Below are 26655 nucleotides of genomic sequence, written 5' to 3' on the forward strand. Positions count from 1 at the left end.
CTCCGGGAGGTCAGGGGGTTGAGGAGGTTCAGGAGGTGTGCGTACGCGCGAAGTTCCACGCGTCCGTGATGATCCCCGTGAGGTCCGAGCGGCTCGGGGTCCAGCCGAGGCGCTCGTGGGCCGTGCGCGCGGAGGCGACGAGCATCGCCGGGTCGCCGGCCCGGCGCGGGGCGACCACCTCGGGGATCTCCCGGCCGGTGACCTTGCGGACGGTCTCGACGACCTCGCGGACCGAGAACCCGTTGCCGTTGCCCAGGTTGCAGATCAGGTGCTCCCCGCCGGTGGCGGCCCGCAGGGCGGCCAGGTGGGCCTCCGCGAGGTCGGCGACGTGGATGTAGTCGCGCACGCAGGTGCCGTCCGGGGTCGGGTAGTCCTCGCCGAACACCGAGATCGACTCCCGCTCGCCCAGGGCGACCTGGAGGACCAGCGGGATCAGGTGCGTCTCGGGGGTGTGGCGCTCACCGAACTGCCCGTAGGCGCCGGCCACGTTGAAGTAGCGCAGCGACACCGCGGCCAGGCCGTGCGCCACGCACTCCCCCGCGATCATGTGGTCGACGGCCAGCTTCGAGGCACCGTACGGATTGGTCGGTGCGGTCACCGAGGCCTCCGTCAGCAGGCCCTCCGTCGGCTCCCCGTAGGTGGCGGCGGTGGAGGAGAACACCAGCTTGCGCACGCCCGCCCCGCGCATCGCGGCCAGCAGGGCCAGCGTCCCGCCGACGTTGTTCTCCCAGTACTTGCCCGGGTTCACCACGGACTCGCCGACCTGCGAGGAGGCCGCGAAGTGCAGCACCGCCTCGAAGGAGCCGTCCACGTACCGGGCCGCGTCCTGGATGCGGCCCTCGATGAAGGTGGCGCCCTCCGGGACCCCCGCGCGGAAGCCCGTGCTCAGGTCGTCGAGGACGGTGACCTCGTGGCCGGCCTCCAGAAGGTGGGCCGCGACCACGCTGCCGACGTATCCGGCGCCACCGGTTACCAGGTACTTGCTCACTCGCCTACTGCCTCTCGCGCGGGAGCACGCGCGGGTACGTGCGCGTGCTTGGACACTGGCTTACCCGATTCCGCGCCCACGGGGAAATCGGGGGCCGGCCCCGCCCCGGCCCGTGCGTCAGCCGCGCGCGGCGGCGGACGGCGGCGTGGGCAGCGCCCGGTCCAGCAGACCGGTGCGGGCGGCCAGCGCGGCCGCCTCCAGCCTGGATCCCACACCCAGCTTCATCAGCACCCGCTGCACGTGCGTACGGGCGGTGCTCGGGGCGATCTCCATGCCCGCGGCGATCAGCCGGGTGTCCTCGCCCTCGGCGACCCGGACGAGCACCTCCACCTCGCGCGGGGTGAGCAGCCGCAGCAGCCGGCTCCCCTCGTCGTCGGGCTGGGCGGCGGGGTTCAGGAGCTCGGCGAAGGCCCCCTGCAGCAGTTGCGGGGCGATCGCCACCTCCCCCGCCCTGGCCTTGGCCAGCGCCCGCTCCACGCCCTCGATGCGCTCGTCCTGCCGTACGTACCCCGAGGCGCCGGCGGCGAAGGCGGCCGCGATCCCGCGCGGGCTGGGCACCGGGCCGAGCACGACCACGGCGATCTGCGGGCGCTCCCGCTTGATGCGGACGACGGGCTCGAAGACCCCGGGCTCGGCGGGGGTGGCGGTGCCGAGCAGGCAGACCTCCGGAGCGCGGCTGATGACCAGCTCGGCGGCGCCCGCCGTCGGCGCCGCGGCTGCCAGTACCCGGTGCCCGCGCAGCTTCAGGGCAGAGGCGAGCGCCTCGGCCAGCAGCCGGTGCTCGTCGACCACGACGACCCGTACGCCCATTGAGGAAGCACCCCCCACCCTTCTGACCCGGCAAGCTACACGCTTGTTCGACGGTGCGAGGGGGATACCGCGCAGAAGCCCCCGATCGGTGCGGACCGTTCGGGGGCTTCCGGCGCTGTCGTGCGGGATCGGCGCGGCCCGGTCAGCTCGCGCTGTAGGAGGCGAAGAGGTAGTCCTGGTCGGCGCTCTCCCCCCACGGCTTGGAGGCGATCGTGCGCGAGATGAAGAACTTGCCGTTGCGGAAGCGGTACTCGGAGTGGTCGAACGAGAAGCTGGTCTCGATTCGGTGGTTCGCCTTGTCCTCCGGGTTCACCATGAGGACGGTCTCCTTCATCGTCCTGCCGTCGATGCTGACGATCTGACCGCCCTTGTCGTACGGGGGGAACTTGTAGGCGATGATGTTCGACCCGTCCATGCGCAGCGGGGACATCGTGAACCGCTCGCCCGCGTCGGCACGGTCGGTGGTCTGCTTGCCGGTCTCCAGGTCGAAGGAGAGCAGTTCGTTGGTACGGCCGCCGGAGACCTGGCCCTGGTGCTCGTACGACGGCAGGTAGAGCTTGCCGTTGCCGACCACCATGTTCGAGCACTCCTCGACCTCGGATCCGCACTTGGCGCCGAAGTCTCCGGAGGCGAGCGGGATGCGGGCCTTCAGCTCGCCCTTGGGGTCGAGGACGAAGAGGTCGCTGACGCCCGCGCCGTTCTTCGCGGTCTTGCCGACGTTGGCGGCCACGATCAGGGGCTTGGTGGCGACGATGTTCGCGTCCTCGATGCCCTGGGAGAGCTTGTACGAGGCCGTGGGCGCGCCGGTGGTCGGGTCGAGGAGCTGCCCGTACAGCGTGTAGTTGGGGCTCTGGCCGCACTTGCGGATGGCGGCGAGGGCCTCGCCGCCGCCGTAGCCGACGTCGCGGCAGCCTTCTGCGTCGACCTTGGGCAGCCACAGGGACTTGCCGTCGGTGAGGCTCCAGGCGGCGCCGCCCCCGGAGACGCCGGCCGCGGCGACCGTCTTGCCGCTGAGGGTGACGGCGGAGAACGCGACGGGCCTGTCGCCGCCGGTGGCGCTCTTGGCGTTGCCGGACCAGACGAGCTTGCCGCTCTCCAGGTCGATGACACCGACCTCGGAACACGGGACGGCCCTGTTCTCGGGCGTCGGCTGGGTGGGCTTGAAGATGACGGCGGTCTTGTTCTCGCTGACGTGCTTGGTCGCGCCGCAGACTTCGCCGGGGAAGGGCAGCTCCCACTTCTTGCCGCCGTCGACGAGGTTGTAGCCGACGACCTTCGCCAGATCGGTCTTGACGTAGGTGGAGTCGGTCAGCCAGGAGCCGGCGACGGAGGCGACGTCGGTCGGGACCGGGCTCGGCAGGTTGAGCAGCGGCTTCGACTTCGGGTTGCCGGGCACCTTCTCGGTGCCGGGCACGTAGTCCTGGGGCTTGTCGTTGCCCGGGGAGGCGCTCGGGTTGCCGTCGGCCTCGTTGCCGCCGCCGTCGCCGGAGGTGTACCAGAGGCCGCCGCCGACGATGAGGGCGATGGCCAGGACGGCCGCGCCGACGATCGTCAGCTGGGTGCGCTTGGCGTTGCCGGCGGCCGGGGCCGGGGGGTGCGGGGCGGGCACGGGGGCGCCGGGGGCCCCGTAGGGCGACGGGGTGCCGGGCTGCTGCGGGTAGCCGTAGCCGGGCCCGGTCTCCGGGTAGCCGTAGCCGGGTCCGGTCTGCGGGTACCCGTACGCGGCCGGCGGTTGCTGCTGCGGGGGCCCGGCCTGCGGCGCGGCCGGGCCGGACGGCGGCACGGGCGCGCCGAACCCGCCCGGCGGCGGGTCCTGCGGCGCGCCGAAGCCGCCCGGCGGCGGGTCCTGCGGCGCGCCGAAGCCGCCGGACGGCGGCTGGCTGGGGGGCGGCGGGATGCTCATCGGTTGCTGTTTGCCTTTCGGTGGGCGGCTGCTCGGACGCGTTCTCACTTACCGAAGGCCATCAGGAGCTTCTCCTCCGTGTCCTGGGCCAACAGTCGGTACGTGGAGATGAAGAAACGCCCGTCCACGTAGTCGACCTTCGGGGAAAAGAAAGTGCTCTCGACCGGGGCGGAGGGGCCCGACGGGTGGCGCAGGAGCGTGGTCGGGGTGCCACCGGCGGCCGGGATCGAGAGGACCTCACCGCCCTGGTCCATCTCGGCCTTCCGGTAGGCGATCAGCTGCCCGTTCGCAGCTTTGAGCGGGACGATGGTGCGTGCTTTGCCCGCCGGGACGCGCCACTTGGCCTTGCCGGTGGTCAGGTCGAAGGCGACGATCTCGTTGGCCTCGCCGAGGTCGACCGTGGTGGGCAGGTAAAGGGTGCCCGCGTCGGCGACGGCGGTGGCGCAGCCCTGCAGGGTGTCGTCGTGGGCCGAGCTGCAATGGATCGAGAACTTGCCCTCGGCGGAGAGCGTGGCGCGCTTCTGGCCGTCGGGGCCGAGGACGACGATGGGCCGCTCGTTCGTGGACTCGTCCTCGATGTGGAGGACGATCGGGTCGAGGGAGTAGACCCGGTTGACCCTCCAGCCCTTGGGCAGGCGGTGGGTCCAGTTCTTCTTGCCGGTGACCGGGTCGGCGTCCTGGATCTCGACGGTCGCGTCGGCGTCGAAGCAGGTGGCGATGCCGAGCAGCTTGCCGCTGCCGGCGGCGTAGCGGCCGGGTATGCAACCCTCGGCCGGGCTGGCGAAGAGCTGGTCGCCGGTGCTGACCCGGAAGGCGGTGGCGCGGGTGAGCCGGTTGACCGTGACGGTGTCCCCGGTCAGGGCCAGTTCGGCGTCGAGGAACACGTCGAAGGTGCTCTCCTTGGACACTTGCTTCGACCAGCCCGCCTTGCCCGCCTTGAGGTCGATCATTTGGATCTGGTTGCAGTCGGCGTCGTCCGAGTCGCCGTTGCGGTACATGAAGACGGCCTTGCCGTCGTCGGTGGTCTTGCCGTTCGTCGTACCGCAGATCTGGCCAGGGAAGTTGATCGTCCACTTCTCCTTGCCGTCGGCGACCGCGTAGCCGGTGATCGTCTTGCCGACGGGCTTGGCGATGGTGTCGCCGAAGATCCAGTGGCCCTTGCTGAACACCCCGGCGCCGGGGCCGTTGACCTTGATGGTCTTGAGCCAGAGGACCTTGTCCTCGCCCTGCTTGCGGCCGGCGTTGAAGTCCGCCTTCAGGTCTTCGTGGTCGCCCTTGCCGTCGCCCTTGCCGTCGCCCTTGTCCACCGAAGGAGAACCGGAGGGCTCGGCGTCGGCGGGCTGCTGTGCGACCGGCTCCGGGTCCCCGTCGTCGCCGGAGAAGGCCGCGTAGCCGACGCCCCCGAGGACCAGCGCGGCGGCCACCGCAGCGGCGACCAGCACGATCGGCTTGTTCTTCTTCGACGACGCCGGGCCCGAACCGGAACCGGGGCCGCCCGGGCCCGCCGGCCGCTGCTGCGCCACGGTCGGCGGCTGCGGCGGGTACCCGGGCTGCTGCGCGTACGGGTTCTCACCCTGCGGCGGGAACCCGTACCCCTGCTGCGGCGGACCGGGCAGGTGCCCGTAACCGGAAGGCGCCGGCGGCTGGTTCGGCGGCTGGGGCAGCTCGGTCATCAGCGCACGCTTTCGGCATCGGGAAGGTCGGGGAGAATGACCTTTCTATCACTGACAGCGCCCATACATCGGGCCGGTCCACCCCCTGTTCCCAAGGGAGGACCGGCCCGTGACGCCGCCGTTATCCGGCCAGTTGCCCCCGAAGTCCGTCGAAATCCAAGCCTCCTCGGCCGTCTCGCCCCGGCGCGTCGCCAAATCCTCGCGGTCCGGACGGAGTTCGCGGAGCCCTGCGCGGGCCCGGGCTCGTGCTCACTTGCCGAAGACCATCAGGAGCTTCTCGTCCTGGCCCTGGGCCCGCAGGTGGGTGGAGGAGATGAAGAACCGTCCGTCCACGTAGTCCAGCTCCGGGAGGGTGAAGGTCCTCTCGATCGGGGCCGCGGCGCCCGAGGGGTGGCGCAGGAGGGCGGTCGGGGTGCCGCCGGCGGCCGGGATGGACAGGACCTCGCCGCCCTGCTCCTCCTCGGCCTTCCGGTAGGCGATCAGCCGCCCGTTCACGGCCTTGAGCGGAGTGAGCGTGCGCTTGTCCCCGGCCGGGACCCGCCACTTGTCCTTGCCGGTGGCCAGGTCGAAGGCGACGATCTCGTTGGCCTTGCCGGTCCCCGCCGCGGTGGGCAGGTAGAGGGTGTTCGCGTCGACGACGGCCGAGGGGCAGGTCGCCAGCGACCGGAAGAGGCCGGTGTCGCCGCAGCCGACGGCGAAGCTGCCCTCGCCGGCGAGGGTGGCGGTCTGCTTCCCGTCGGGCCCCAGGACCACGATGGAGCGCTGCTTCGTCTGCTCGTTGCCGATGTCGATGACGGTCGGGTTCACCGAGTAGATGCTGGTGACCTTGAACTTCGCGGGGAGCCGGTAGGCCCAGCCCTTCGCGCCGGTGACGGGGTCGATGCCGTGGACCTCTGCGGTGGAGTCCTCGTCCGAGCAGGTGGCGAGGGCGATCATCTTTCCGTTGCCGGCCTCGTAGGAGTCCGGGTTGCAGCCGTCGCCCAGGGGGTTCGCGAAGAGCTTGTCACCGTTGCTGATCTTGAAGGCGCTGGCGGTGCCTCCGCGGCTGACGGTGACGGTGTCCCCGGTCATGGACAGGGTGGGGCTGGTGAAGATGTCGAAGACCCCCTCGCTGGGCACCTGCTTCGACCAGACCTCCTTGCCCGTCTTGAGGTCGACCACGCGCAGCTGGTTGCAGGAGGTGTTCTCCCCCTCGCCGTCGCGGTACATGACGAGGGTCCTGCCCTCGGCCGTGGTCTGCGGGGCGACGGAGCAGATCTGTGCGGGGAAGGGGAGTGTCCACTTCTCCTTGCCGTCGGTGACCGAGTAGCCGGTGAGGTTCCTCCAGAGGCTCTTGACCACGGTGTCGCCGATGACCCACTGGCCGGCGGCGTCGACGCCCATGCCGGGGCCGTCGATCTTGGTGGTCTTGAGCCAGAGGGCCTTGTCCTCGCCCTGCTTGCGGCCGGCGTTGAGGTCCGTCTGCGGACCGGCGCCGCCGTCCCCGTTGCCGTCGCCCTTGTCCACCGGAGGGGTGCTGGAGGGCTTGGCGTCGGCGGGCTGCTGTGCGACCGGCTCCGGATCCCCGTCGCCGCCGGAGAAGGCCACGTAACCGACGCCCCCGAGGGCCAGGACGGTCGCCGCGGCGGCGGCGACCAGCACGATCAGCTTGTTCTTCTTCGCCGATGCAGCACCCGGACCGGGGCCGCCCTGGCCGGCCGAACCGCCCGGACCGGCCGGCCACTGCTGCGGCACGGTCGGCGGCTGCGGCGGGTACCCGGGCTGCTGCGCGTACGGGTTCTCACCCTGCGGCGGGAACCCGTACCCCTGCTGCGGCGGACCGGGCAGGTGCCCGTAACCGGAAGGCGTCGACGGCTGGTTCGGCAGCTGGTTCGGCGGCTGGGGCAGCTCGGTCATCAGCGCACGCTTTCGGCATCAGGAGGGCGGGGAGGATGACCTTTCTATCACCGACCCGCCCCGGCTCCGCTCAGGCCTCCTCGGCCAGTTCCAACCAGCGCATCTCCAAATCGTCGCGGTCCGAGAGGAGTTCGCGCAGCTCCGCGTCGAGCTTGGCCACCTTGTCGTAGTCGGTGGAGTTCTCGGCGATCTGGGCGTGCAGGTTGCCCTCGCGGTCGGACAGCTTGTTCAGCTGCCGCTCGATCTTCTGGAGCTCCTTCTTCGCGGCGCGCGAATCGCCCGACGCGGTGGACTTCGCCGCGGCGGCCGGTGCGGGCGCCGGTGCGCCCGCCTCGATCATCCGCTGCCGGCGCTCCAGGTACTCGTCCAGACCGCGCGGCAGCATCCGCAGGCTCGCGTCGCCGAGCAGCGCCATCACCGTGTCGGTGGTCCGCTCGATGAAGAAGCGGTCGTGGGAGATCACGATCATCGAGCCGGGCCAGCCGTCGAGGAGGTCCTCCAGCTGGGTCAGGGTCTCGATGTCGAGGTCGTTGGTGGGCTCGTCGAGGAAGAGGACGTTGGGCTCGTCCATCAGCAGGCGCAGGATCTGCAGGCGGCGGCGCTCACCGCCGGAGAGGTCGCCGACCGGCGTCCACTGCTTCTCCTTGGTGAAGCCGAACTGTTCGCACAGCTGGCCCGCCGTCATCTCGCGGCCCTTGCCGAGGTCGACGCGGTCGCGCACGCGCTGGACGGCTTCCAGGACGCGCAGGGACGGGTCGAGTTCGCCGACCTCCTGGGAGAGGTAGGCCAGCTTGACGGTCTTGCCGACGATGATCTTTCCGGCGGCGGGCTGGACCTCGCCCTGGGTGCGGGCGGCCTCGGCGAGGGCGCGCAGCAGGGAGGTCTTGCCGGCACCGTTGACGCCGACGAGGCCGACGCGGTCGCCGGGGCCCAGGTGCCAGGTGAGGTGCTTGAGGAGTTCCTTCGGGCCGGCGTGGACGCTGACGCCTTCCAGGTCGAAGACCGTCTTGCCGAGCCGGGCGTTGGCGAAGCGCATCAGTTCAGACTTGTCGCGCGGCGGCGGCACGTCTGCGATGAGCTCGTTGGCGGCCTCGATGCGGTAGCGCGGCTTGGAGGTGCGGGCGGGAGCGCCGCGGCGCAGCCAGGCCAGCTCCTTGCGCATCAGGTTCTGGCGCTTGGCCTCTTCGGTGGCGGAGATGCGATCGCGCTCGGCCCGGGCGAAGACGTAGTCGCTGTAGCCGCCCTCGTACTCGAAGACCTCGCCGCGCTGGACGTCCCACATGCGCGTGCAGACCTGGTCGAGGAACCAGCGGTCGTGGGTGACGCAGACGAGCGCGGAGCGGCGCTCCTGGAGGTGCTTGGCCAGCCAGGAAATGCCTTCGACGTCGAGGTGGTTGGTGGGCTCGTCGAGGACCAGGAGGTCCTGGTCGGCGATGAGCAGCTGGGCGAGGGCGATCCGGCGGCGCTCGCCACCGGAGAGCGGGCCGATGACGGTGTCGAGGCCCTGGCCGAAGCCGGGCAGGTCGAGGCCGCCGAAGAGCCCGGTGAGGACGTCGCGGATCTTGGCGTTGCCGGCCCACTCGTGGTCGGCCATGTCGCCGATGATCTCGTGACGGATGGTCGCCGCGGGGTCGAGGGAGTCGTGCTGGGTGAGGATGCCCATCCGCAGGCCGCCGGACTGGGTGACCCGACCGGTGTCGGGCTCCTCCAGCTTGGCGAGCATGCGGATGAGGGTGGTCTTGCCGTCGCCGTTGCGGCCGACCACGCCGATCCGATCCCCCTCGGACACGCCGAGGGAGATGCCGTCCAGCAGGGTACGTGTGCCGTACACCTTGCTGACTGCCTCGACATTGACCAGATTGACGGCCATCAGACGCGCTCCAGGGAAAGGGTGTGGATCAGCCCCTCAGCCTAACCCTCCGGGCCGGGGCAGACCGTTCCACGAGGTACCAGCCGCCCAGCGCCATCGCGATCGCGGCGGGCGCGGTGACGGGCAGGGCGATCAGCGTGGCGCTGTGTCCGTCGAGCAGGCCGCCGAGGCCGGTCATGGACAGGCCCAGGATGCCGAGCAGGCACAGGGTGATCCCGAGGGCGGCGACGGGGCCGCCCGTGCGCCGGGCGGGCGCCGGGGCGCTGGGCCGGGGCGACTCGAAGCGGCGGAACAGCGCGACGAGTGCGCCCGTGACCACGGCCGCGGCCAGGATCCGTACCGGCGCCTGTGCCCACCAGGCGGCCGTCGCGGGGGTCGGCAGGTCGAGGCCGAGGGCGAGCTGGGCCGCGTACACGCCGAGCATGGCGGTCAGGTGCCACAGGAAGGCGGTCATGGCGAGGCCGTTGGCCGCGACCACCCCGCGCCAGACGCGCGGGCGGCGCAGCCACGCGGCGGCGGGCCCGGCCGCCAGCTGGACGGCGCCGACGAGCCACAGGCCGTGGCAGAGCAGGGCGAGGGTGGGCGGGGCCATGTTGGAGACCTTCTCGCCGGGCATCCCGACCATGGACAGCGGGTACGGGCCGTACGCCACCAGCAGGGCGGCCGAGGCCAGTCCCGCGACGGCGAGGACGGCGGGCCTGCGGATGCGGCCGTCGGCGCGCAGGAAGCCGAGCTGGTGGACGGCGAGCCAGACGAGGGCGAAGTTCAGGAACTCCACGTAGGGGACGCCGAGCGCGAAGCGCAGTACGTCGACCAGTGCGGCCGCCCCGGCCAGCGCGGCGAAGGCGGCCCAGCCGTGGCGCTCGTGCAGCTTCAGCAGCGGCGGGGTGAAGGCGACCATGGCGAGGTAGATCCCGATGAACCACAGCGGCTGGGTGACGATCCGCAGCGCGGCCCCGGTCAGCGTTCCGCCGCCGTGGCCGGCGAGCTGTACGGCGAGCGCGGCCGCGGCCCACACCATGACGAAGACGAGGGTGGGGCGCAGCAGCCGCTGGAGCCGGGTCCGCAGGAAGGCGGCGTAGACGGGCCCGTCGGTGCGGCGGGCCAGGGAACGGTAGGACAGGGCGTGCGAGAACCCGCCGACGAAGAAGAAGACGGGCATGATCTGCAGCCCCCAGGTGAGCACCTGGAGGGCGGGTACGAGGGCGAGCAGGTTCCCTATGCCGTCGACGCTGACGGCGGCCATCAGCCAGTGCCCGGCGATGACGGTGCCGAGCGAGGCGACGCGCAGCAGGTCGACGTACCGGTCGCGGTCGGCGGGGGTGGCCTCGGCCATGGCGCGTGTGCTGGCTGTCATGGGGCCACGGTGTCCCCCGCCGGGTGTCTCCCGACAGGGTGCGGATACTCAACTCCGGCCTAGGTACTGCTACCGGGGCTCCGCCCGCGTACCCCGCGCCTCAATCGCCGGCGGGGCTGGGATTTCAGCCTCGCCAGGGGGCACCTCCCAGCGGTAGCTGGGGGAGTTTGAGGCGCGGGGTCTGGGGCGGAGCCCCAGCAGCCGGCCCGCAGGGTCAGGACGGCAGGACCGTGGCACCCGGGGCGGGGCTGGACGCCACGCGAGTGGCCCGGCAGGTGCCGGAGGCTTCGAGCGCGGCAGCGACCTTGGCGGCGGCTTCCTCGTCCGCGACGAGGAACGCCGTCGTCGGACCCGAGCCGGAGACCAGCGCGGCGAGCGCGCCACCGTCCGTGCCCGCGGCCAGCGTCCGCGCGAGCTGGGGGCGCAGGGAGAGCGCGGCCGGCTGGAGGTCATTGGCGAGCGCCGCGCCCAGCGCGTCCGGATCGCCCGAAGCCAGGGCCGCCAGCAGCGCCGGGGAAGCTTCCGGTTCGGGAATCCGCGTGCCCGCGGCCTCGGCGAGGCGGTCGAACTCGCGGAAGACCGCCGGGGTGGACAGCCCGCCGTCGGCCACCGCGAAGACCCAGTGGAACGTCCCCGCCCCGACCGGCGTGAGCAGCTCACCGCGGCCGGTGCCGAGCGCGGCCCCGCCGACGAGGCTGAAGGGGACGTCGCTGCCGAGCTCCGCGCAGATGTCGAGGAGTTCGGCGCGCGGGGTGTTCAGGCCCCACAGGGCGTCGCAGGCCAGCAGGGCCGCCGCGCCGTCCGCGCTGCCGCCCGCCATGCCGCCCGCGACCGGGATGTTCTTCGCGATGTGCAGGTGGACGGCGGGTTCGATGCCGGCCCGGGTGGCGAGGACCTCGGCGGCGCGCGCCGCGAGGTTGGTGCGGTCCAGGGGCACCTGGTCGGCGTCGGGGCCGGTGCAGGTGATGGTCAGGGCGTCGGCCGGGGTGGCGGTGACCTCGTCGTACAGGGACACGGCGAGGAAGACGTTGGCCAGGTCGTGGAAGCCGTCGGGGCGGGCCGCGCCCACCGCCAGCTGGACGTTGACCTTCGCGGGGACCCGTACGGTCACGGGCGTCCGGTGCGCGCTCACAGGGCCGGCCTCTCCGCCGCGGGCTTGTGCTCGGCGATCGCCGCGAACTCCTCGACCGTCAGGGACTCCCCGCGGGCCTGCGGCGAGATGCCGGCGGCGACCAGCGCGGCCTCCGCGCCCGCCGCCGAGCCGGCCCAGCCGGCCAGCGCGGCGCGCAGCGTCTTGCGGCGCTGGGCGAAGGCGGCGTCGACGACCGCGAAGACCTCGGCCTTGGTGGCGGTGGTCTTGATCGGCTCGGTGCGGCGCACCAGCGAGACGAGACCGGAGTCGACGTTCGGGGCGGGCCAGAAGACCTTGCGGCCGATGGCGCCGGCCCGCTTGACGTGTGCGTACCAGTTGGCCTTGACGGAGGGCACCCCGTAGACCTTGTTGCCCGGTTCCGCGGCCAGCCGGTCGGCGACCTCGGACTGCACCATCACCAGCGTGCGCTCGATGGTCGGGAAGCGGTCGAGCATGGTGAGCAGGACGGGCACGGCCACGTTGTACGGCAGGTTCGCGACGAGCGCGGTCGGCGCCGGGCCGGGCAGTTCGGTCACCAGCATCGCGTCGGAGTGGACCAGTGCGAAGCGGTCCTTCTTCGCGGGCATCCGGGCCTCGATGGTGGCGGACAGCGCCGCGGCCAGGATGTCGTCGATCTCGACGGCGACGACCCGGTCCGCGGCCTCCAGCAGCGCGAGCGTCAGCGAGCCGAGCCCCGGGCCGACCTCGACGACCACGTCGTCGGGGCGGACCTCGGCGGTGCGCACGATCCGGCGGACCGTGTTGGCGTCGATGACGAAGTTCTGCCCCTTCTGCTTCGTCGGGCGTACGCCGAGGGCGGCGGCCAGCTCCCTGATGTCGGCCGGGCCGAGGAGGGCGTCGGGCGCGGCGGGGGAGGTGTTCTCGGTGTTCTCGGGCTGCTGCTCTGCGGTGCTCACCGGTAAAGCGTACGGCCGCAGTGCGGCCACGGACTCGCCCCCCGCTGCACGTAGAGCTTCTTCGCCCGGTACGTCTGTTCCGCGCCCGGGGCGTCCTGCGGGCGTCCGCTGCCGCCGAGGGCCTGCCAGGTGCGGACGTCGAACTGGTACAGCCCGCCGTAGGTCCCGGAGGCATCGGTGGCGGAGGGGCGGCCGCCGGACTCGCACTGGGCGAGGGCCGCCCAGTTGAGGCCGTCGGCGCCGGCGACGGAGCCCGGCAGCGCCTTGGTGCCGATCTTGACGAGCTGGGTGACGGGTTCGCGGACGACCTCGTCGGCGATGGGCCGCGGCGTCTGCCGGACCCCGTTGACGGTGCGCAGGCTGTACGTGACCCGGCGCGCCCCGGGGCGGCCGACGCGCTCGACGACCTCGGTGCCGGCGAACAGCTCGGGGTCCTTGACCTTCTCGGTCTCGTACGGGATCCGCTCCTCGCGGACCTCGCGGGTGCCGGTGACGCGCAGCACGGTGACGATCTGGCCGTCGCGCGGGAAGTCGGTGGGCGGTACGGAGGTGGTGTCCTGGTCCTGGAGGGTGATGCCCGCCTGGTCGAGGGCCTCCCGGACGGTGGCGGCGTTGGTGCGGATGGTGCGTTCGCGGCCGTCGGCCATGAAGGTGACGCTGCGTTCGGTGCGGACGCTGAGGGCCAGCCCGGCGCGCGGGACGGGGGCGGTGCGGGGGGCGGAGAGGTGGGCGCCCTCCGCACGGATGCCGAACTGGTGCAGGGCGCCCTCGACGGTGCGGGCGGTGGTCCACACCTGGCGCTGCTGTCCGTCGAGGGTCAGGTGCAGGGGGCGGCCGTAGCGGACGACGACCTCCTCGCCGTCGTCGAGGGGTTCGCCGGGGGCGGGGGCGACGAGGTCGTGGGGGCCGACGCCGAGGCCTTCGGCGGCGAGCAGTTCGCCGATGTCGTCGGCGAAGGTGTGGCGGGTGCGCAGGACGCCGTCCACGGTGAGCCGTACGGACTTGTCGGCGGCGACGAACGCCGTGGTGCCGCCCGCGAGGAAGGCGACGACGAGGGCCTGCGGCACGATCCGCCGCCAGTTCCCGCCGAGGGTCTCGACGGGTGTGCTGCGGCCCCGGGCCCGGCGGCGGCCCGGCGCCCCGGAGGCGGGGGCGGGGGCGGGGGCCGCGGTCACGGGGGCAGCGGCCCGGCGGCGGCCCGGGCCGGGCAGGGCGGGCGCCGCGGCCAGGGTGTCGGCCTCCGCCAGCTCGGCCGGTGACATGGCGGGCCGGCGACGGTGCCCGCCGCGCGGGGTCGGGACCGGGGTGACCGGGGCCTGGGTCGAGGTCCAGGCCTGGGTCGAGGTCCAGGCCGGGGGCTCCGGGTCCCACGCGGCGGGCCCGGGACCTCCCGCACCGGCCGGCCAGGCCGGGGGCTGGGTCAAGGGCTGGGCCTCGTACGCCTCGGGGACGGGACCGCCATGGCGGTGACTGCCCTGCGTATCGCTCACGACGCTCGCTCCACTGGTGATCCGGCACCCTCCGGTGCGGGGCACGGCACCCTAGCGGAGGAGTCGTCACGCTCCAAAGCGAAACGATTACTCAGTGTGTCGGAGCAGGTGGGTCGTCCGTGGCGGTCAGTAGTCGAAGGCGCGCGCCGTGTTGACCGCCAGCGCCGTGGCCATCGCGTCTTCGTCGATGCCGCGGACCGCGGCCATCGCCCGGACCGTCAGCGGAATGAGGTACGGCGCGTTGGGCCGTCCGCGGTACGGCGCAGGGGTGAGGTAGGGCGCGTCCGTCTCGACGAGCACCAGCTCCAGCGGGGCCACGGCCAGGGCCTCGCGCAGCGGCGCGGCGTTCTTGAAGGTGACGGTCCCGGCGAAGGACATGTAGTACCCCGCGGCAGCGCACTCGCGGGCCATATCGGCGTCCCCGGAGTAGCAGTGGAAGACGGTGCGCTCGGGGGCGCCCTCCTCGCGCAGGATGCGCAGCACGTCCGCGTGGGCGTCCCGGTCGTGGATGACGAGCGCCTTGCCCTGCCGCTTGGCGATCTCGATGTGTGCGCGGAAGGAGCGCTCCTGCGCGGCCATGCCCTCGGGTCCGGTGCGGAAGTGGTCGAGGCCGGTCTCGCCGACCGCCTTGACGTGGTCGAGGGCCGCCAGTGCCTCGATCTCGGCGAGCGCCCCGTCCAGGGCGGCTTCGCCGCCGCCGGCCCGGGCCCCCTGGCGCGACCAACCGTCGGGATCCCCCAGCACGATCCGCGGCGCTTCGTTCGGGTGGAGGGCGACGGCCGCGTGCACGTTCTCGTACGCGGCCGCGGTCTCGGCGGCCCACCGGGAGCCCTTCACGTCGCAGCCCACCTGCACGACCGTGGTCACGCCCACCGAAGCGGCCTTCGCGAGGCCCTCCTCGACGGTCCCCGACTGCATGTCGAGGTGGGTGTGCGAGTCCGCCACCGCCACCCGGAGGGGTTCGGGCAGCGGCGGCGGTGCGTCCTTGGGCTGCGTCTTCTCCACGCGTGTGCTCATACGGCCGATCTTATGACCGGCGGAAGAACCCCTTCAGTCGGGAGAGCAGGCCCCGGCGCTCCCCGGCCGGGCCGGCGACCACCGGCCCCGGGGAGGCGTGCGACCGGGCGGACCTGCGCGGCTTCGGCGTCCGGGGGACGTTCGCACCGGCCGGCACCGGTCCGGCGATCCCGGGGGCGATCTGGTGGTGGTAGATGTGGTCGATCATGCCGAGCACCGAGGAGACCTGCCCGGCCCGCATGATCCGTACGACGTGTCCGCCGCAGTTGAGGCAGGTCGGGTTGGACAGGGGGGAGGGCACCCGCTCGTCGTTGACCTTGTACATGATGAACGGCTCGCCCTTGCCGTCGACGTGGTGCTCGATCGCGTACGCCTGCTCCCAGCCGTACCCGCACCTCATGCACGCGAAGGAGTAGGCCTCGTGCACGGTGTGCACGTCGGAGCCGGTCACGGCGACGGGGACTGCGGCGGGGACGGGTACCGGGACGGGTACCGGGACGGGTACCGGGGTGTCTGCGATCTCACTCATGCCAGCTCCTCTTGTTCCACTGGTGCCATTGCCAGTGGACGCCTCTGGAGGCGGGAGCGCATCAGGCCCTGTCTACTGTTGGACCGTCTTTGGGCGACTCATGTCAAAAACGCCCGGTGCACGGTCTGAGCTTTGCTTTTCAGGCCAGCTCTTTACCGACCGGCGGTACCTTTTGTGCCGCGTTCTTTGCCGCGACCACCGCGTCGAACACCTCGCGCTTGGGTACGCCGGCCTCGGCCGCGACCGCCGCGATGGCCTCCTTGCGCCGCTCACCGGCCTCCTCGCGCACCCGCACCCGGCGCACCAGCTCCTCGTCGTCCAGGTCTGCGGGTGCGGCGGCCGGGGCGCCCTCGACCACGACAGTGATCTCCCCGCGCACCCCCTCGGCGGCCCAGGCCGCGAGCTCGCCGAGCCCGCCGCGCTTGACCTCCTCGTAGGTCTTCGTCAGCTCGCGGCAGACGGCGGCCCGCCGGTCGGCCCCGAAGACCTCGGCCATCGCGGCCAGGGTGTCGTCGAGCCGGTGCGGCGCCTCGAAGTAGACGAGCGTGCGCCGCTCGCCCTCGACCTCGCGCAGCCGGCCCAGGCGCTCCCCCGCCTTGCGCGGCAGGAACCCCTCGAAGCAGAACCGGTCCACCGGCAGCCCGGACATGGCGAGCGCGGTGAGCACCGCGGACGGCCCGGGGACGGCGGTGACCTTGATGTCCTTCTCGACGGCGGCTGCCACCAGCCGGTAGCCGGGGTCGGAGACCGACGGCATGCCCGCGTCCGTGACCAGCAGCACGCGCGCGCCACCGGCCAGGGCCTCGACCAGCTCCGGGGTGCGCGCCGACTCGTTGCCCTCGAAGTACGACAGGACGCGCCCGGTGGTGTGCACGCCGAGCCCCTGGGTCAGCCGGCGCAGCCGCCGGGTGTCCTCGGCGGCGATCACGTCGGCCCGCTCCAACTCGGCCGCCAGACGCGGCGGGGCGTCCGAGAGATCGCCGATGGGGGTGCCGGCGAGCACGAGCGTGCCCGTCGGGCCTTCGGCCGGGGCGGCGGTCGAGGTGGGCTGGGTACCGCGGGGCTGGTCAGTCGTCACCCGCACATCCTCTCAGTCCCGTGCCCCGACGCCCCCCGCCACTGGTGGCGCACACAGATCTCTTCCCTACGATGTGCCGGTGACCAGTACCGCGACGCCACCGCCCAGCCCCGCGGGGGCCCCGCCCACCTCACCGGTGGGACGCGAGGACGAGCCACCCACCTGGCTGCGCCGGTTGGGCGGCTTCGGCTACGTGCCGCCCGCCGCTTCCGCGCGCTCGGACGTCCGCACCCGTCTGGTGCCCCCGTACGCCAGGCCGTCCAAGCAGCTGTGGATGACCTTCGGGCTGCCGCCCCAGGTGTGGGGAACCTGGCAGCTGATCGTCTCGTGGGTGGGGCCGCTGCTGGTGGCGCTGGTCGCGGGGGTGCTGCGGTTCGTGCACCTGGGCAGCCCGAAGGCGGTGATATTCGACGAGACGTACTACGCCAAGGACGCCTGGGCCACGATCCGGCAGGGCTACGAGGCGAGCTGGCCCAAGGACATCGACGCGTCGATCCTCGCCAACCCGAACGGGGTCGCGCTGCCGACCGACCCGGGCTACGTCGTGCACCCGCCCGTCGGCAAATGGGTGATCGGGGCCGGCGAGTGGATGTTCGGCTTCACTCCCTTCGGCTGGCGGTTCATGACCGCCGTGCTCGGCACCCTGTCGGTGCTGATGCTGTGCCGGATCGGGCGCCGCCTCTTCCGCTCGACCTTCCTGGGCTGCCTGGCGGGCGCGCTGCTCGCGGTGGACGGCCTGCACCTGGTGATGAGCCGCACCGCGCTGCTGGACCTGGTGCTGATGTTCTTCGTGCTCGCCGCTTTCGGGGCCCTGCTCATCGACCGCGACCGGGCCAGAGCCCGGCTCGCCGACGCGCTGCCGGTGGACGAGGAGGGCCGGACCCGGCCGGACACGAAGATCGCCGAGACGCTGCGGCTGGGCTGGCGGCCGTACCGGATCCTGGCCGGCGTCTGCCTGGGTCTGGCCGCGGGGACGAAGTGGAACGGCTTCGTCATCCTCGCTTTCTTCGGCGTCCTCACCGTGCTGTGGGACGCCGCCGCGCGCCGCACCGCGGGCGCGGGCGCCCCGTACGCCTCGATGCTGCGCCGGGACGCGCTGCCCGCCTTCGTCTCCACCGTCCCGGTCGCGGTCGTCACGTACCTGGCCTCCTGGTCGGGTTGGATCCTCAGCCCGGACAACGGCAAGGGCGGCTATCTGCGCGACTGGGCGGCCAAGTACGACCAGGGCAGTGCGCTGGGGTTCCTGCCGGAGTGGCTGCGCAGCCTGTGGCACTACGAGACCGAGGTCTACAAGTTTCACGTCGGCCTGACTTCGGGGCACACCTACGAGTCCAACCCGTGGAGCTGGCTGGTCCTGGGCCGGCCCGTCTCCTACTTCTACGAGTCGCCCGAACCGGGCACCGACGGCTGCCCGGCGACCGCGGCGGGCAAGTGCGCCCGCGAGGTCCTGGCCCTGGGCACCCCGCTGCTGTGGTGGGCGGGCTGCTTCGCCCTGCTGTACGTGCTGTGGCGGTGGTTCTTCCGCCGTGACTGGCGGGCGGGCGCGATCGCGTGCGCGCTGGGCGCGGGGCTGCTGCCCTGGTTCAACTACCAGGAGCGGACGATCTTCTACTTCTACGCGGTGGTCTTCGTCCCGTACCTGTGTCTGGCGGTGGCGATGATGATCGGCGCCCTACTGGGCCCGGCCGGATCGAGCGAACGCCGGCGGGCACTGGGCGCGATCGGCGCGGGCGTACTGGTCCTGCTGATCGCGTGGAACTTCATCTACTTCTGGCCCATCTACACGGGCCAGACCCTGCCGATGGACTCCTGGCGCGGCCGCATGTGGCTGGACACCTGGGTCTAGCAGGCCCAAGCGACGGGCCCGGCACCTTCTGGTGCCGGGCCCGTCGTGGTCGTCGCCGGTGGTCGCCGGGTCGTCGTGGGCCGCCCCCGAACAGCCGGCACCCGTCCACTCCGGCGGCTCAATCACGCTGCGCTTTCACGTCGAAGGCGGTAGTGAGTAGAACCGTGAAAGACAGTTCCGAGGACGAGAGCAGTGCTCGCGGGGCAGGGTCCAGCCCGCGCTGGGTGGCCCTGGCCGGAATCGCCGGAACCCTCATCGGCGCACTGGGTGGAGTCGCCGGAAGCATCCTCGTCTACCAGCAGAACGAAGACACCCAGAAGCACGCCCGCGAGGAGAGGCGATCCGACATCCGCCGCAAGAGTTATGTCGATCTGGTAGCCGAGTTCCAAACCTGGGAGATCAAGGCGAACGGCGTTTCCAACATCATCGACGCGGCGATCGTGGAGAAGGACGACAAGATCAAGCTGGCGCACACCCAGGAGGCCCTCGACGAGTACAACAAAGGCTTCATCAGCGCTCACAGCAGGTCCCGGCAGACCGAAGTCGCGGTGATCCTCGTGGGCACCAAGGGCGCGGGGGACATCGCCCGGAAGCTGAGCACCGCCCGCGAGAAGGTTGCACTGCAGCTCTTCAACGCGTTCCAAGGGGACGAGCCGTACATCGGAGACAAGTACGTCGAGGCCATTCAGGAATGCGAGGATCTGATCGAAAAATTCCTTTCCAAGGTCAAACGGGAAGTAGTCGTCTGACCTGCCGCAGGATGCGCGGCGGCGGCGTTACCGGGACGCCTCGCAGGCGGCGGAGGCGTCGTCCTTGCTCGCGCCGACCGCGACGAGGCTGGCGTCGCAGCTGGTCTGGTTGCCGATCGACCCCTGGTAGCAGGCCTCCGCGGCGCCGTCCGTGGCCTTCGGGGCGTGCTGGGCGACGTACTGCTCGCAGGCCTTGACGTCCGCGTGGGCGGACGGGGCGGCGATGACGGTGCCGCCGAGGGCGAGGGCCAGGCCTGCCAGGATGCTGGGGATACGAGCCGACGGACGCATGCGGATGCACCTGCTCTCTCGGTGGGTCGCGCGGTCCGCCGGCGCGCCGGACCGCGGGCGGGGGCGGCGGCGCGGAGCGGGCGCTCCGGGGGGCGACCGGCTCGGCGCATCGATCACCCCCGCCCTTCCGACGCTAGAACACCGCACCGGTGCACGCACGTTCGGGTCGGGCCGGGGTCAGCCCTCCGTCGTGCGCTCCTCGTCCCACGCGGGGGCCGTGGTCGTCCCGGCGGCCCAGTCCCGGCGCAGGATCGCGTACCCGACCGCGTCGTGGACCGTGCCGTCGGCCGAGGGCCAGCCCTCCCGGTAGTGCGCCTCCTGGACGTACCCGCACCGCCGGAAGGTGCGGCGCATCGCCGCGTTGTCCCGGCGCGTGGTGCCCTCGATCCGCCGGATCCGCGGGAGCGCGGTGAACAGGTGTTGCGTCAGCCAGGTCAGCGCGTGGCCGCCGATCCCCCGCCCCCGGTACCGGGTGCGGATCCGCAGGTCGAAGACGGGCGTGCTGTCGCCCAGGTCCATCAGGCGGACCAGGCCGAGGGGCTCGCCGCCGCCGTCGATCTAGAACGACCCGGTCTCCGCGTTGTCGAAGCGGCCCTGCGCGGCCCATTGCCGGGCCTGCTCCGCGTCGACCACCGGCGAGCCGTGGAAGGGCCACGTGTCCCCGGTGAGGAAGGCGACCAGGGCATCGGCGTCTGCATCGGCGTAACGCCGGTAGGTGAGGTCCACGGCGGCACTCTAGGGACGGCGACCGCCTGCGACCAGCGGATTACGTTCCGATGTTCCGGTCCGGTAACAACGGCATACTGAGTCGCTGCACAGAGTAAAGTCCGCACCAAGGGTTCTTTGAACATGTTCAGGAACCGTCGTCATGGGGGAAGGACTTCAAGTGAACGGGGCAGCGAAGGGTGCCGTCATCGGCGGGGTGTTCCTCGCCATGCTCGGCGGCGCCGGGTACGGGGTGTACACGTTGGTCGGGGACACCGGCGCGGACACGAAGGAAGGCAAGGACGGCGAGACCTCCGTCCAGGCCGAGAAGGGCAGCGGGCCGGTCAGCGAGAAGGACGCGGAGAAGACCGCCAAGGCCTTCCTGGCCGCGTGGGCCTCCGGGGACGAGCGGGTGGCCGCCGACCTGACGAACAACGCCGCGGCCGCGCAAGCCGCGGTCGGGGATTTCAAGACCAAGGCGTACGTGTCCAAGACCGTGATCACCCCCGGCACGCCGAACGGCACCACCGTGCCGTACAAGGTCGAGGCGGAGATCACGTACGAGGGCACGACCAAGCCGCTGGCCTACGACTCCCAGCTGACCGTGGTGCGCGGGCTGACCAGCGGAAAGCCTCTGGTCGACTGGCAGCCTTCGGTGATCCACCCACAGCTCCAGAAGGACGAGAAGCTGCGTGCGGGCACCCCGGCGAACCCGCCGGTCAAGGCGGTCGACCGCAACGGCAAGGAGCTGACGGTCGAGCAGTACCCCTCGCTGCGGCCCGTCCTGGACGCGCTGCGCAAGACGTACGGGGAGAAGACGGGCGGCACCCCCGGCGCCGAGGTGTGGATCGAGCCGGCCGCCCAGGACGCGCCGAAGCGGAGCCTGCTGACCCTCGTGGAGGGCAAGCCGGGGCAGATCCAGACCGTGCTCGACGCCGACGTGCAGGCCGCGGCGGAGAAGGCCGTGCAGAAGTTCCCCGAGGCCTCCGTGGTCGCCCTCAAGCCGAGCACGGGCGAGGTCCTGGCCGTGGCCGACCACCGCAAGGACGCCTACGACGCCTCCCTGCTCGGCATGCGGGCGCCCGGCTCCACGATGAAGATCGTCACCGGTGCGATGCTGATCGACCGGGGCCTGGTCGCGGCCGACAAGGTCGCCGAGTGTCCGCCGACCGTGCAGTGGGGTGGGCGCACCTTCCACAACCTGGGCGACTTCAAGCTGGACAACGCCACCTTCGCGACCAGCTTCGCGCAGTCCTGCAACACCGCCTTCATCAAGCAGATCAAGCCGGTGAACGACGACTCCGCCCTGTCCGACGAGGCCCGCGAGGTCTTCGGGATCGGTGAGGAGTGGAAGGCCGGCGTCCCCGTCTTCGACGGCAAGGTGCCGCAGGCCACGGGCGCCGCCGCGGCGGCCGCGTACATCGGTCAGGGCCAGATCCAGATGAGCCCGCTGAACGTCGCCTCGATCACGGCGACCGCCCGCACCGGGGTGTTCCGCCAGCCGGTGCTCGTCAAGGCCTCGGTGGACGGGCGCAAGCTGGCCACGGCCTCGCGGACGATGAAGCCGGGGGTGTCGGCCCAGCTGGTCAAGATGATGCGGCTGACGGCGACCAGCGGCACGGGCGCGAAGGCGATGGCCTCGGTCGGCGGCGACAAGGGCGCGAAGACCGGATCCGCGGAGGTCGACGGGGCGAGCAGCCCGGACAGCTGGTTCGCCGGCTTCAGCGACGACGTGGCCGCGGCGGCCATGGTCCAGGGCGGTGGCCACGGCAACGAGGCGGCGGGCCCGATCGTCGCCGAGGTGCTGAAGGCGGGCTGACCGGCCGGCGGCGACGCGACCGGCCGGGGCCGCAACGGTCGCGTCGCCGCACCGGACGGCGCTAACGTCGCGCCATGACGACGTCCGCGCACCCCCTGTTCGCCGAGGCCCTCGCCGAGCTGGGCCTCGACCTCACCGTCCGGAGCTTTCCCGAAGGGACCCGTACGGCCGCCGACGCGGCGGCCGCGATCGGCTGCGAGCTGAGCCAGATCGTCAAGTCGCTGGTCTTCGCGGCGGACGGGGTCCCGGTGCTGGTCCTCATGGACGGGGCCTCCCGGGTGGACGTGGAGGCCGTGCGCCACGAGCTCGGCGCCGGGAAGGTGACGCGGGCCGATGCCGCACTGGTCCGGGAGACCACGGGCTACGCGATCGGCGGGGTCCCGCCCTTCGGGCACCGTACGCGCACCCGGGTGCTGGCCGACCGGTCGCTGTTGGCCCACGAGGAGATCTGGGCGGCGGCCGGTACCCCGACCACGGTGTTCCCGATGGCCCCGGACGAGCTCATCGCCCACGCGGGGGCCGCACTGGCGGACGTGCGCGAGCGGCCCTCAGAAAGCTGACAGGGCCGACTTCAGGGCCCGGACCAGGGCCTGCGCCCGGGAGTCCGCGGTGACCGACTTGGCCAGGGCGTTGGTGACGTAGCCGAAGCCGATGCCCGCCTCCGGGTCCGCGAAGGCCAGGGAGCCGCCGCGACCGGGGTGCCCGAATGAGGCCGGCGAGAGCAGCGGGGAGGCCGGGCCGTGCAGCATGTAGCCGGGGCCGAAGCGGGTGTTCACGACCAGCACCCGGTCCGGTCCGGCGGAGTGCTCCCGGGCGGCCAACGCGGTGGTGGCCGGAGTGAAGATCCGCGCACCGTCCTCGACCACGCCGATGGAGGCCCCGTAGAACCGGGCCAGGGCGCGGGCCGTCCCGATGCCGTTCGAGGCGGGGAGCTCTGCGGCCCGGTAGGCGGGGTCGTTCTCGTCGGGCAGCGGTGCGATGGCGGCGAAGGCCCGGCGGGTGAGGGAGTCCGGGTCGGCGTAGGCCTCGGAGACGTTGCGCCGCGGCCGGGTCCGCAGCGTGCCCGCGCCCTCCGGCGGCTCGACCGGCGCCACCCGGCCCACCCGGTGCGCCTCGGTCTCCGGCAGGCCGATCCAGAACTCCAGCCCCAGCGGTTCGGCGATCTCCTCCGCGAGGATGCCGCCCACCGTGCGGCCGGTCGCCCGCAGCACCAGCTCGGACAGCAGCCAGCTGTAGGTCTGCGCGTGGTAGCCGTGCTCGCTGCCCGGCTCCCAGAACGGCTGCTGGGCGGCGACCGCGTGCGCCCCGGACACCCCGTCGGCGGCCTCGGCGGCGCTCAGCCCCCGGTCCAGCGCCGGTATGCCGGCGCGGTGCGCGAGCACGTCGCGGACCAGGATCCGCTCCTTGCCGCCCGTCTTGAACTCGGGCCAGTACGAGCCCACCGGCGCGTCCAGGTCCAGTAGTCCGCGCTGGTGCAGCAGCAGCGGCACGGCGGCCGCCACGCCCTTGGTGGCGGAGCGGACGATCTGCGCGGTGCCCTCGGTCCAGGGCTCGGTGCCCTCCGCGTCGCGGGTGCCGCCCCACAGGTCGACGACCTTGCGGCCGTCGCGGTACACGGCCACGGCCGCGCCCCGGTCCCCGAGCAACTCGAAGTTGCGTACGAACGCGTCCCTGACGGGCTCGAAGCCCTCCGTCACCGTCCCGTGGACATCCACGTCTACTCCCCGCACCTGCCGCGGCGCCCCGACGGCGCCCGCGTCACAGTGCAACACCCGCCGGACGACCCTGCTTCCCCGGGTCCCCCCGGCCTCCCCCGGGGCCGTGTCCGGGCAGCGTCCGGTCGCCGATCAGTGCGGGGGGCGCGTCAGGAGGGGCGTGCGCGGGTCGAAGCCGAACGGGAGCTCCAGCCGGTGGGCCCGCATCAGCTCGTCGTCGCACAGGAGGTCCTGCGTACGGCCGTCCGCCGCGATGACGCCCTCGCTGAGGACCACCGAGCGCGGGCACAGTTCCAGCGCGTACGGCAGGTCGTGCGTCACCATCAGCACGGTCACGTCCAGCGAGCGCAGGATGTCCGCGAGCTCGCGGCGCGAGGCGGGGTCCAGATTGGACGAGGGCTCGTCCAGGACCAGGATCTCGGGCCGCATGGCCAGTACGGTCGCCACCGCGACGCGGCGGCGCTGGCCGAAGGACAGGTGGTGCGGCGGCCGGTCGGCGAAGTCCGCCATCCCGACCTGGTCCAGGGCCGCCCTGACCCGCTCCTCCAGCTCGGCGCCGCGCATTCCGGCCGCCGCCGGGCCGAAGGCCACGTCCTCGCGGACGGTCGGCATGAACAGCTGGTCGTCGGGGTCCTGGAAGACGATCCCTACCCGGCGGCGGATCTCGGCGAGGTTCCGCTTCTCCACGGGCAGTCCGGCGACGGCCACGGTGCCGACCCCGCCGGAGAGGATTCCGTTGAGGTGCAGGACCAGGGTGGTCTTGCCCGCGCCGTTGGGTCCGAGCAGGGCGACCCGCTCCCCCTGCCCGACGGTGAGGTCCACCCCGAAGAGGGCCTGGTGGCCGTCCGGGTAGGCGTAGGCGAGGCCGGCGACTGCGAGGGAGGGAGTACGGGTCACAGGGTCCATCCCATCAGACAGACGGCGAGGGCCGTCACCGGGAGCACGGCCGCGCGGGCCCACTGGGCGCGCGTGGCCACGACCTCGTCGATCACCGGCATGGAGCCGGCGTAGCCGCGGCTGACCATCGCGAGGTAGACGCGCTCGCCGCGTTCGTAGGAGCGGATGAAGAGCGCGCCGGCGGTCTTGGCCAGCACTCCCCAGTGTTTGATCCCGCTGGCCTCGAAGCCGCGGGAGCGGCGGGCGATGGACATCCGGCGCAGCTCGTCGCTGATCACGTCGCCGTAGCGGATCATGAAGGAGGCGATCTGGACGAGCAGGGGCGGCAGCTTCAGTCGTTGGAGGCCCAGCAGCAGGGCCCGCAGTTCGGTGGTCGAGGCGAGCAGGACGGACGCGGCCACGCCGAGGGTTCCCTTGGCGAGGACGTTCCAGGCGCCCCAGAGGCCCGAGACGCTGAGCGACATGCCGAGCACCTGCACCCGCTCGCCTTCGGCCACGAAGGGCATGAGCACGGCGAAGGCGACGAAGGGCACCTCGATCAGCAGCCGCCGGAGCAGGAAGCCGGCCGGGATCCGGGCGACGGCGGCCACTCCGGCGAGGAGGGCGGCGTACAGGCCGAAGGCCCACACCGCCTCGCGCGGGGTGGACACGACGACCACGACGAAGGCCAGGGTCGCGGCGAGCTTGCAGTGCGCGGGCAGGTCGTGGACCGGCGAGTGGCCGTGGCGGTAGAGCTTGTGGGCGTGGCCGGCCCCCATGTCAGCCCGCCGATGCGGAGGTGGCGGTGGAGGTGGCGGTGAGGTCTTCCGTCCGGCGGCGGCGCACGGCCCAGAAGACTCCGGTGCCGGCGACGACGGTCACGCCGACGCCGATGACCCCGGCGAGTCCGCCGGACAGGCGGGCGTCGTCGACGTCCTTGACGCTGTAGTCGGCGAGCGGGGAGTTCGCGGCGGCGTGCTCCTCCACCTTCTCGTCGATGCCCTTGTCCGCGGCGACCTTCTCCAGGCCGTCGGGGTTGGCGGAGGCGTAGAAGGAGACGAAACCGGCGAGCACGAGGGCGGTGACCAGGCCGGTCACCCACACCTTCTTCGTCGAGCCGGCGCCGGCGCCGGCGGGCACGGCGGCCGCGGCCGGTGCGTCGACGAGCTCGCCGCCGACGCGCAGCTTCAGGCGCGAGGTCAGCCCGCGGGCCCCGTGCACCAGGTCGGGACGTACGGCGATCACGGCGCCGACGGTCGCGGCGGTGATGGCGGCCTCGCCGATGCCGATGAGGACGTGCACGCCGACCATGGCGGTGAACACCTTGGCGATGGGCACGTCGGTGGTACCGCCGACGGCGTAGACGAGGGTGAAGACGGCGGCCGCGGCCGGCACCGAGAGTAGGGCTCCGGTGAAGGCGGCCGCGGTGACGGAGCGGCGGGTGGGCGGCAGGATCCCGAGCAGCCCGCGGAAGATCGCGTAGGCGACGACGACGGTGACGACGCCCATGACGGTGATGTTCACGCCGAGGGCGGTCAGGCCGCCGTCGGCGAAGAGGATGCCCTGCATGAGCAGGACGACGGACACGCACAGCACGCCGGTGTAGGGGCCGACGAGTATCGCGGCGAGCGCCCCGCCCAGGAGATGGCCGCTGGTGCCGGCCGCGACCGGGAAGTTCAGCATCTGGACGGCGAAGATGAAGGCGGCGACGAGGCCGGCGAGCGGCGCGGTGCGCTCGTCGAGCTCACGGCGGGCGCCCCGGAGGCTGACCGCCACGGCGGCGGCGGCCACCACTCCGGCGGCCACCGAGACGGGTGCGTTGATGAATCCGTCGGGCACATGCATGGAGGGGCTCCGCTTCCGCGTCTTATGCAGTCTTTAGCTGTTCAACCATAGTGCCCAGTTGCAAACCATTGGCAAGAGCGGTCGCATCACAAATGGATCCGTGCGGTTTCGTGGGAATGTGCGAGGCTGGACGGGACAAAGGGACGCAA

General features: G+C 72.3%; 24 protein-coding genes. 4 read left to right on the forward strand and 20 right to left on the reverse strand.

Annotated features, from left to right (window positions below; all coding sequences use genetic code 11):
• Window positions 1–28: 28 nt before the first annotated feature.
• The 13 genes from galE to rsmI all read right to left on the reverse strand — a co-directional run bounded on the left by galE (window position 29) and on the right by rsmI (window position 16585).
• Window positions 29–988 (reverse strand): UDP-glucose 4-epimerase GalE, encoded by a 960-nt coding sequence (galE, locus tag ACIQK6_RS29960; RefSeq protein ID WP_329101249.1) that lies wholly within the window; start codon window positions 986–988, stop codon window positions 29–31.
• Window positions 989–1105: 117 nt separating this feature from the next.
• Window positions 1106–1798: a LuxR C-terminal-related transcriptional regulator gene (locus ACIQK6_RS29965; protein ID WP_329101247.1), complete on the reverse strand. Its 693-nt coding sequence runs from the start codon at window positions 1796–1798 to the stop codon at window positions 1106–1108.
• 142 nt (window positions 1799–1940) lie between these two features.
• Window positions 1941–3701, reverse strand: a complete 1761-nt coding sequence (locus tag ACIQK6_RS29970) for a PQQ-binding-like beta-propeller repeat protein (protein WP_402695804.1) — start codon at window positions 3699–3701, stop codon at window positions 1941–1943.
• A 44-nt stretch (window positions 3702–3745) separates the two neighbouring features.
• The gene (locus ACIQK6_RS29975) at window positions 3746–5374 is read right to left on the reverse strand and encodes a PQQ-binding-like beta-propeller repeat protein (RefSeq protein WP_402695806.1); all 1629 of its coding nucleotides are present in this window, start codon (window positions 5372–5374) and stop codon (window positions 3746–3748) included.
• A 249-nt stretch (window positions 5375–5623) separates the two neighbouring features.
• The gene (locus ACIQK6_RS29980) at window positions 5624–7270 is read right to left on the reverse strand and encodes a PQQ-binding-like beta-propeller repeat protein (RefSeq protein ID WP_402695808.1); all 1647 of its coding nucleotides are present in this window, start codon (window positions 7268–7270) and stop codon (window positions 5624–5626) included.
• 70 nt (window positions 7271–7340) lie between these two features.
• Entirely contained in the window at window positions 7341–9140 is a 1800-nt protein-coding gene (locus tag ACIQK6_RS29985; protein WP_402695810.1) for an ABC-F family ATP-binding cassette domain-containing protein, read from the reverse strand.
• Between the two features lie 28 nt (window positions 9141–9168).
• Window positions 9169–10497 carry an acyltransferase gene (locus ACIQK6_RS29990; RefSeq protein WP_402695812.1) on the reverse strand — a complete coding sequence of 443 codons (1329 nt, stop codon included), beginning with the start codon at window positions 10495–10497 and terminating at the stop codon, window positions 9169–9171.
• A 214-nt stretch (window positions 10498–10711) separates the two neighbouring features.
• Window positions 10712–11629 carry a 4-(cytidine 5'-diphospho)-2-C-methyl-D-erythritol kinase gene (locus ACIQK6_RS29995; protein ID WP_402695814.1) on the reverse strand — a complete coding sequence of 306 codons (918 nt, stop codon included), beginning with the start codon at window positions 11627–11629 and terminating at the stop codon, window positions 10712–10714.
• Window positions 11626–12546, reverse strand: coding sequence for a 16S rRNA (adenine(1518)-N(6)/adenine(1519)-N(6))-dimethyltransferase RsmA (gene rsmA, locus ACIQK6_RS30000; RefSeq protein ID WP_402695815.1), 921 nt, complete (start codon window positions 12544–12546; stop codon window positions 11626–11628). The genes ACIQK6_RS29995 and rsmA overlap by 4 nt, the downstream gene beginning before the upstream one ends.
• Window positions 12543–13808: a ubiquitin-like domain-containing protein gene (locus ACIQK6_RS30005; RefSeq protein ID WP_329107870.1), complete on the reverse strand. Its 1266-nt coding sequence runs from the start codon at window positions 13806–13808 to the stop codon at window positions 12543–12545. The genes rsmA and ACIQK6_RS30005 overlap by 4 nt, the downstream gene beginning before the upstream one ends.
• Window positions 13809–14162: 354 nt before the next feature.
• On the reverse strand, window positions 14163–15053 hold the full coding sequence (locus tag ACIQK6_RS30010; RefSeq protein ID WP_329101229.1) for a TatD family hydrolase: 891 nt from the start codon (window positions 15051–15053) through the stop codon (window positions 14163–14165).
• Window positions 15054–15063: 10 nt separating this feature from the next.
• The gene (locus ACIQK6_RS30015; RefSeq protein ID WP_402695817.1) at window positions 15064–15582 is read right to left on the reverse strand and encodes a hypothetical protein; all 519 of its coding nucleotides are present in this window, start codon (window positions 15580–15582) and stop codon (window positions 15064–15066) included.
• Window positions 15583–15721: 139 nt separating this feature from the next.
• On the reverse strand, window positions 15722–16585 hold the full coding sequence (gene rsmI / locus ACIQK6_RS30020) for a 16S rRNA (cytidine(1402)-2'-O)-methyltransferase (protein WP_329107866.1): 864 nt from the start codon (window positions 16583–16585) through the stop codon (window positions 15722–15724).
• Between the two features lie 154 nt (window positions 16586–16739).
• On the opposite strand from rsmI, the gene ACIQK6_RS30025 reads away from it, so the two are divergent.
• Together ACIQK6_RS30025 and ACIQK6_RS30030 are read left to right on the forward strand one after the other, a co-directional pair.
• A complete protein-coding gene (locus tag ACIQK6_RS30025) occupies window positions 16740–18506 on the forward strand; it encodes a phospholipid carrier-dependent glycosyltransferase (RefSeq protein ID WP_329101227.1) in 1767 nt (588 codons plus the stop codon).
• Between the two features lie 164 nt (window positions 18507–18670).
• The gene (locus ACIQK6_RS30030; protein WP_329101226.1) at window positions 18671–19255 is read left to right on the forward strand and encodes a hypothetical protein; all 585 of its coding nucleotides are present in this window, start codon (window positions 18671–18673) and stop codon (window positions 19253–19255) included.
• Window positions 19256–19282: 27 nt separating this feature from the next.
• Here ACIQK6_RS30030 and ACIQK6_RS30035 read toward each other — a convergent pair whose 3' ends face one another.
• The 3 genes from ACIQK6_RS30035 to ACIQK6_RS30045 form a co-directional block, all read right to left on the reverse strand.
• Entirely contained in the window at window positions 19283–19546 is a 264-nt protein-coding gene (locus ACIQK6_RS30035) for a hypothetical protein (RefSeq protein ID WP_329101224.1), read from the reverse strand.
• Between the two features lie 177 nt (window positions 19547–19723).
• On the reverse strand, window positions 19724–20104 hold the full coding sequence (locus ACIQK6_RS30040; RefSeq protein ID WP_329107864.1) for a GNAT family protein: 381 nt from the start codon (window positions 20102–20104) through the stop codon (window positions 19724–19726).
• Window positions 20105–20272, reverse strand: coding sequence for a hypothetical protein (locus ACIQK6_RS30045; protein ID WP_402695820.1), 168 nt, complete (start codon window positions 20270–20272; stop codon window positions 20105–20107). It lies immediately after the preceding gene.
• Between the two features lie 160 nt (window positions 20273–20432).
• On the opposite strand from ACIQK6_RS30045, the gene ACIQK6_RS30050 reads away from it, so the two are divergent.
• Both ACIQK6_RS30050 and ACIQK6_RS30055 read left to right on the forward strand, forming a co-directional pair.
• Window positions 20433–22070: a penicillin-binding transpeptidase domain-containing protein gene (locus ACIQK6_RS30050; RefSeq protein ID WP_329101220.1), complete on the forward strand. Its 1638-nt coding sequence runs from the start codon at window positions 20433–20435 to the stop codon at window positions 22068–22070.
• Between the two features lie 74 nt (window positions 22071–22144).
• Window positions 22145–22630 (forward strand): YbaK/EbsC family protein, encoded by a 486-nt coding sequence (locus tag ACIQK6_RS30055; RefSeq protein WP_329101218.1) that lies wholly within the window; start codon window positions 22145–22147, stop codon window positions 22628–22630.
• Here ACIQK6_RS30055 and ACIQK6_RS30060 read toward each other — a convergent pair.
• From ACIQK6_RS30060 to ACIQK6_RS30075, 4 genes are all read right to left on the reverse strand, one after another.
• Window positions 22619–23785: a serine hydrolase domain-containing protein gene (locus ACIQK6_RS30060; RefSeq protein WP_329101216.1), complete on the reverse strand. Its 1167-nt coding sequence runs from the start codon at window positions 23783–23785 to the stop codon at window positions 22619–22621. The two genes, ACIQK6_RS30055 and ACIQK6_RS30060, sit on opposite strands and share 12 nt — an antisense overlap.
• Before the next feature lie 132 nt (window positions 23786–23917).
• Window positions 23918–24691 carry an energy-coupling factor ABC transporter ATP-binding protein gene (locus tag ACIQK6_RS30065; RefSeq protein ID WP_402695822.1) on the reverse strand — a complete coding sequence of 258 codons (774 nt, stop codon included), beginning with the start codon at window positions 24689–24691 and terminating at the stop codon, window positions 23918–23920.
• Window positions 24679–25440 (reverse strand): cobalt ECF transporter T component CbiQ, encoded by a 762-nt coding sequence (gene cbiQ / locus ACIQK6_RS30070; protein ID WP_329101212.1) that lies wholly within the window; start codon window positions 25438–25440, stop codon window positions 24679–24681. Before cbiQ ends, ACIQK6_RS30065 begins: the two co-directional genes overlap by 13 nt.
• 1 nt (window position 25441) lies before the next feature.
• Entirely contained in the window at window positions 25442–26506 is a 1065-nt protein-coding gene (locus ACIQK6_RS30075; RefSeq protein WP_329101210.1) for an energy-coupling factor ABC transporter permease, read from the reverse strand.
• Between the last annotated feature and the right edge of the window lie 149 nt (window positions 26507–26655).

The organism is Streptomyces sp. NPDC091682 (assembly GCF_044756625.1).
Lineage (GTDB): Bacteria > Actinomycetota > Actinomycetes > Streptomycetales > Streptomycetaceae > Streptomyces.

What these genes read in the sequence shown, in the direction of transcription:
- ACIQK6_RS30005 (WP_329107870.1), bottom strand. Translation starts at nt 13,808, where the DNA reads ATGTCACCGGCCGAGCTGGCGGAGGCCGACACCCTGGCCGCGGCGCCC.
- ACIQK6_RS30065 (WP_402695822.1), bottom strand. Translation starts at nt 24,691, where the DNA reads ATGGACCCTGTGACCCGTACTCCCTCCCTCGCAGTCGCCGGCCTCGCC.
- ACIQK6_RS29975 (WP_402695806.1), bottom strand. Translation starts at nt 5,374, where the DNA reads ATGACCGAGCTGCCCCAGCCGCCGAACCAGCCGCCGGCGCCTTCCGGT.
- ACIQK6_RS29980 (WP_402695808.1), bottom strand. Translation starts at nt 7,270, where the DNA reads ATGACCGAGCTGCCCCAGCCGCCGAACCAGCTGCCGAACCAGCCGTCG.
- ACIQK6_RS30010 (WP_329101229.1), bottom strand. Translation starts at nt 15,053, where the DNA reads ATGAGCACACGCGTGGAGAAGACGCAGCCCAAGGACGCACCGCCGCCG.
- ACIQK6_RS30015 (WP_402695817.1), bottom strand. Translation starts at nt 15,582, where the DNA reads ATGAGTGAGATCGCAGACACCCCGGTACCCGTCCCGGTACCCGTCCCG.
- ACIQK6_RS29965 (WP_329101247.1), bottom strand. Translation starts at nt 1,798, where the DNA reads ATGGGCGTACGGGTCGTCGTGGTCGACGAGCACCGGCTGCTGGCCGAG.
- ACIQK6_RS29990 (WP_402695812.1), bottom strand. Translation starts at nt 10,497, where the DNA reads ATGACAGCCAGCACACGCGCCATGGCCGAGGCCACCCCCGCCGACCGC.
- ACIQK6_RS30035 (WP_329101224.1), bottom strand. Translation starts at nt 19,546, where the DNA reads ATGCGTCCGTCGGCTCGTATCCCCAGCATCCTGGCAGGCCTGGCCCTC.
- ACIQK6_RS30075 (WP_329101210.1), bottom strand. Translation starts at nt 26,506, where the DNA reads ATGCATGTGCCCGACGGATTCATCAACGCACCCGTCTCGGTGGCCGCC.
- ACIQK6_RS29970 (WP_402695804.1), bottom strand. Translation starts at nt 3,701, where the DNA reads ATGAGCATCCCGCCGCCCCCCAGCCAGCCGCCGTCCGGCGGCTTCGGC.
- cbiQ (WP_329101212.1), bottom strand. Translation starts at nt 25,440, where the DNA reads ATGGGGGCCGGCCACGCCCACAAGCTCTACCGCCACGGCCACTCGCCG.
- ACIQK6_RS29985 (WP_402695810.1), bottom strand. Translation starts at nt 9,140, where the DNA reads ATGGCCGTCAATCTGGTCAATGTCGAGGCAGTCAGCAAGGTGTACGGC.
- ACIQK6_RS30055 (WP_329101218.1), top strand. Translation starts at nt 22,145, where the DNA reads ATGACGACGTCCGCGCACCCCCTGTTCGCCGAGGCCCTCGCCGAGCTG.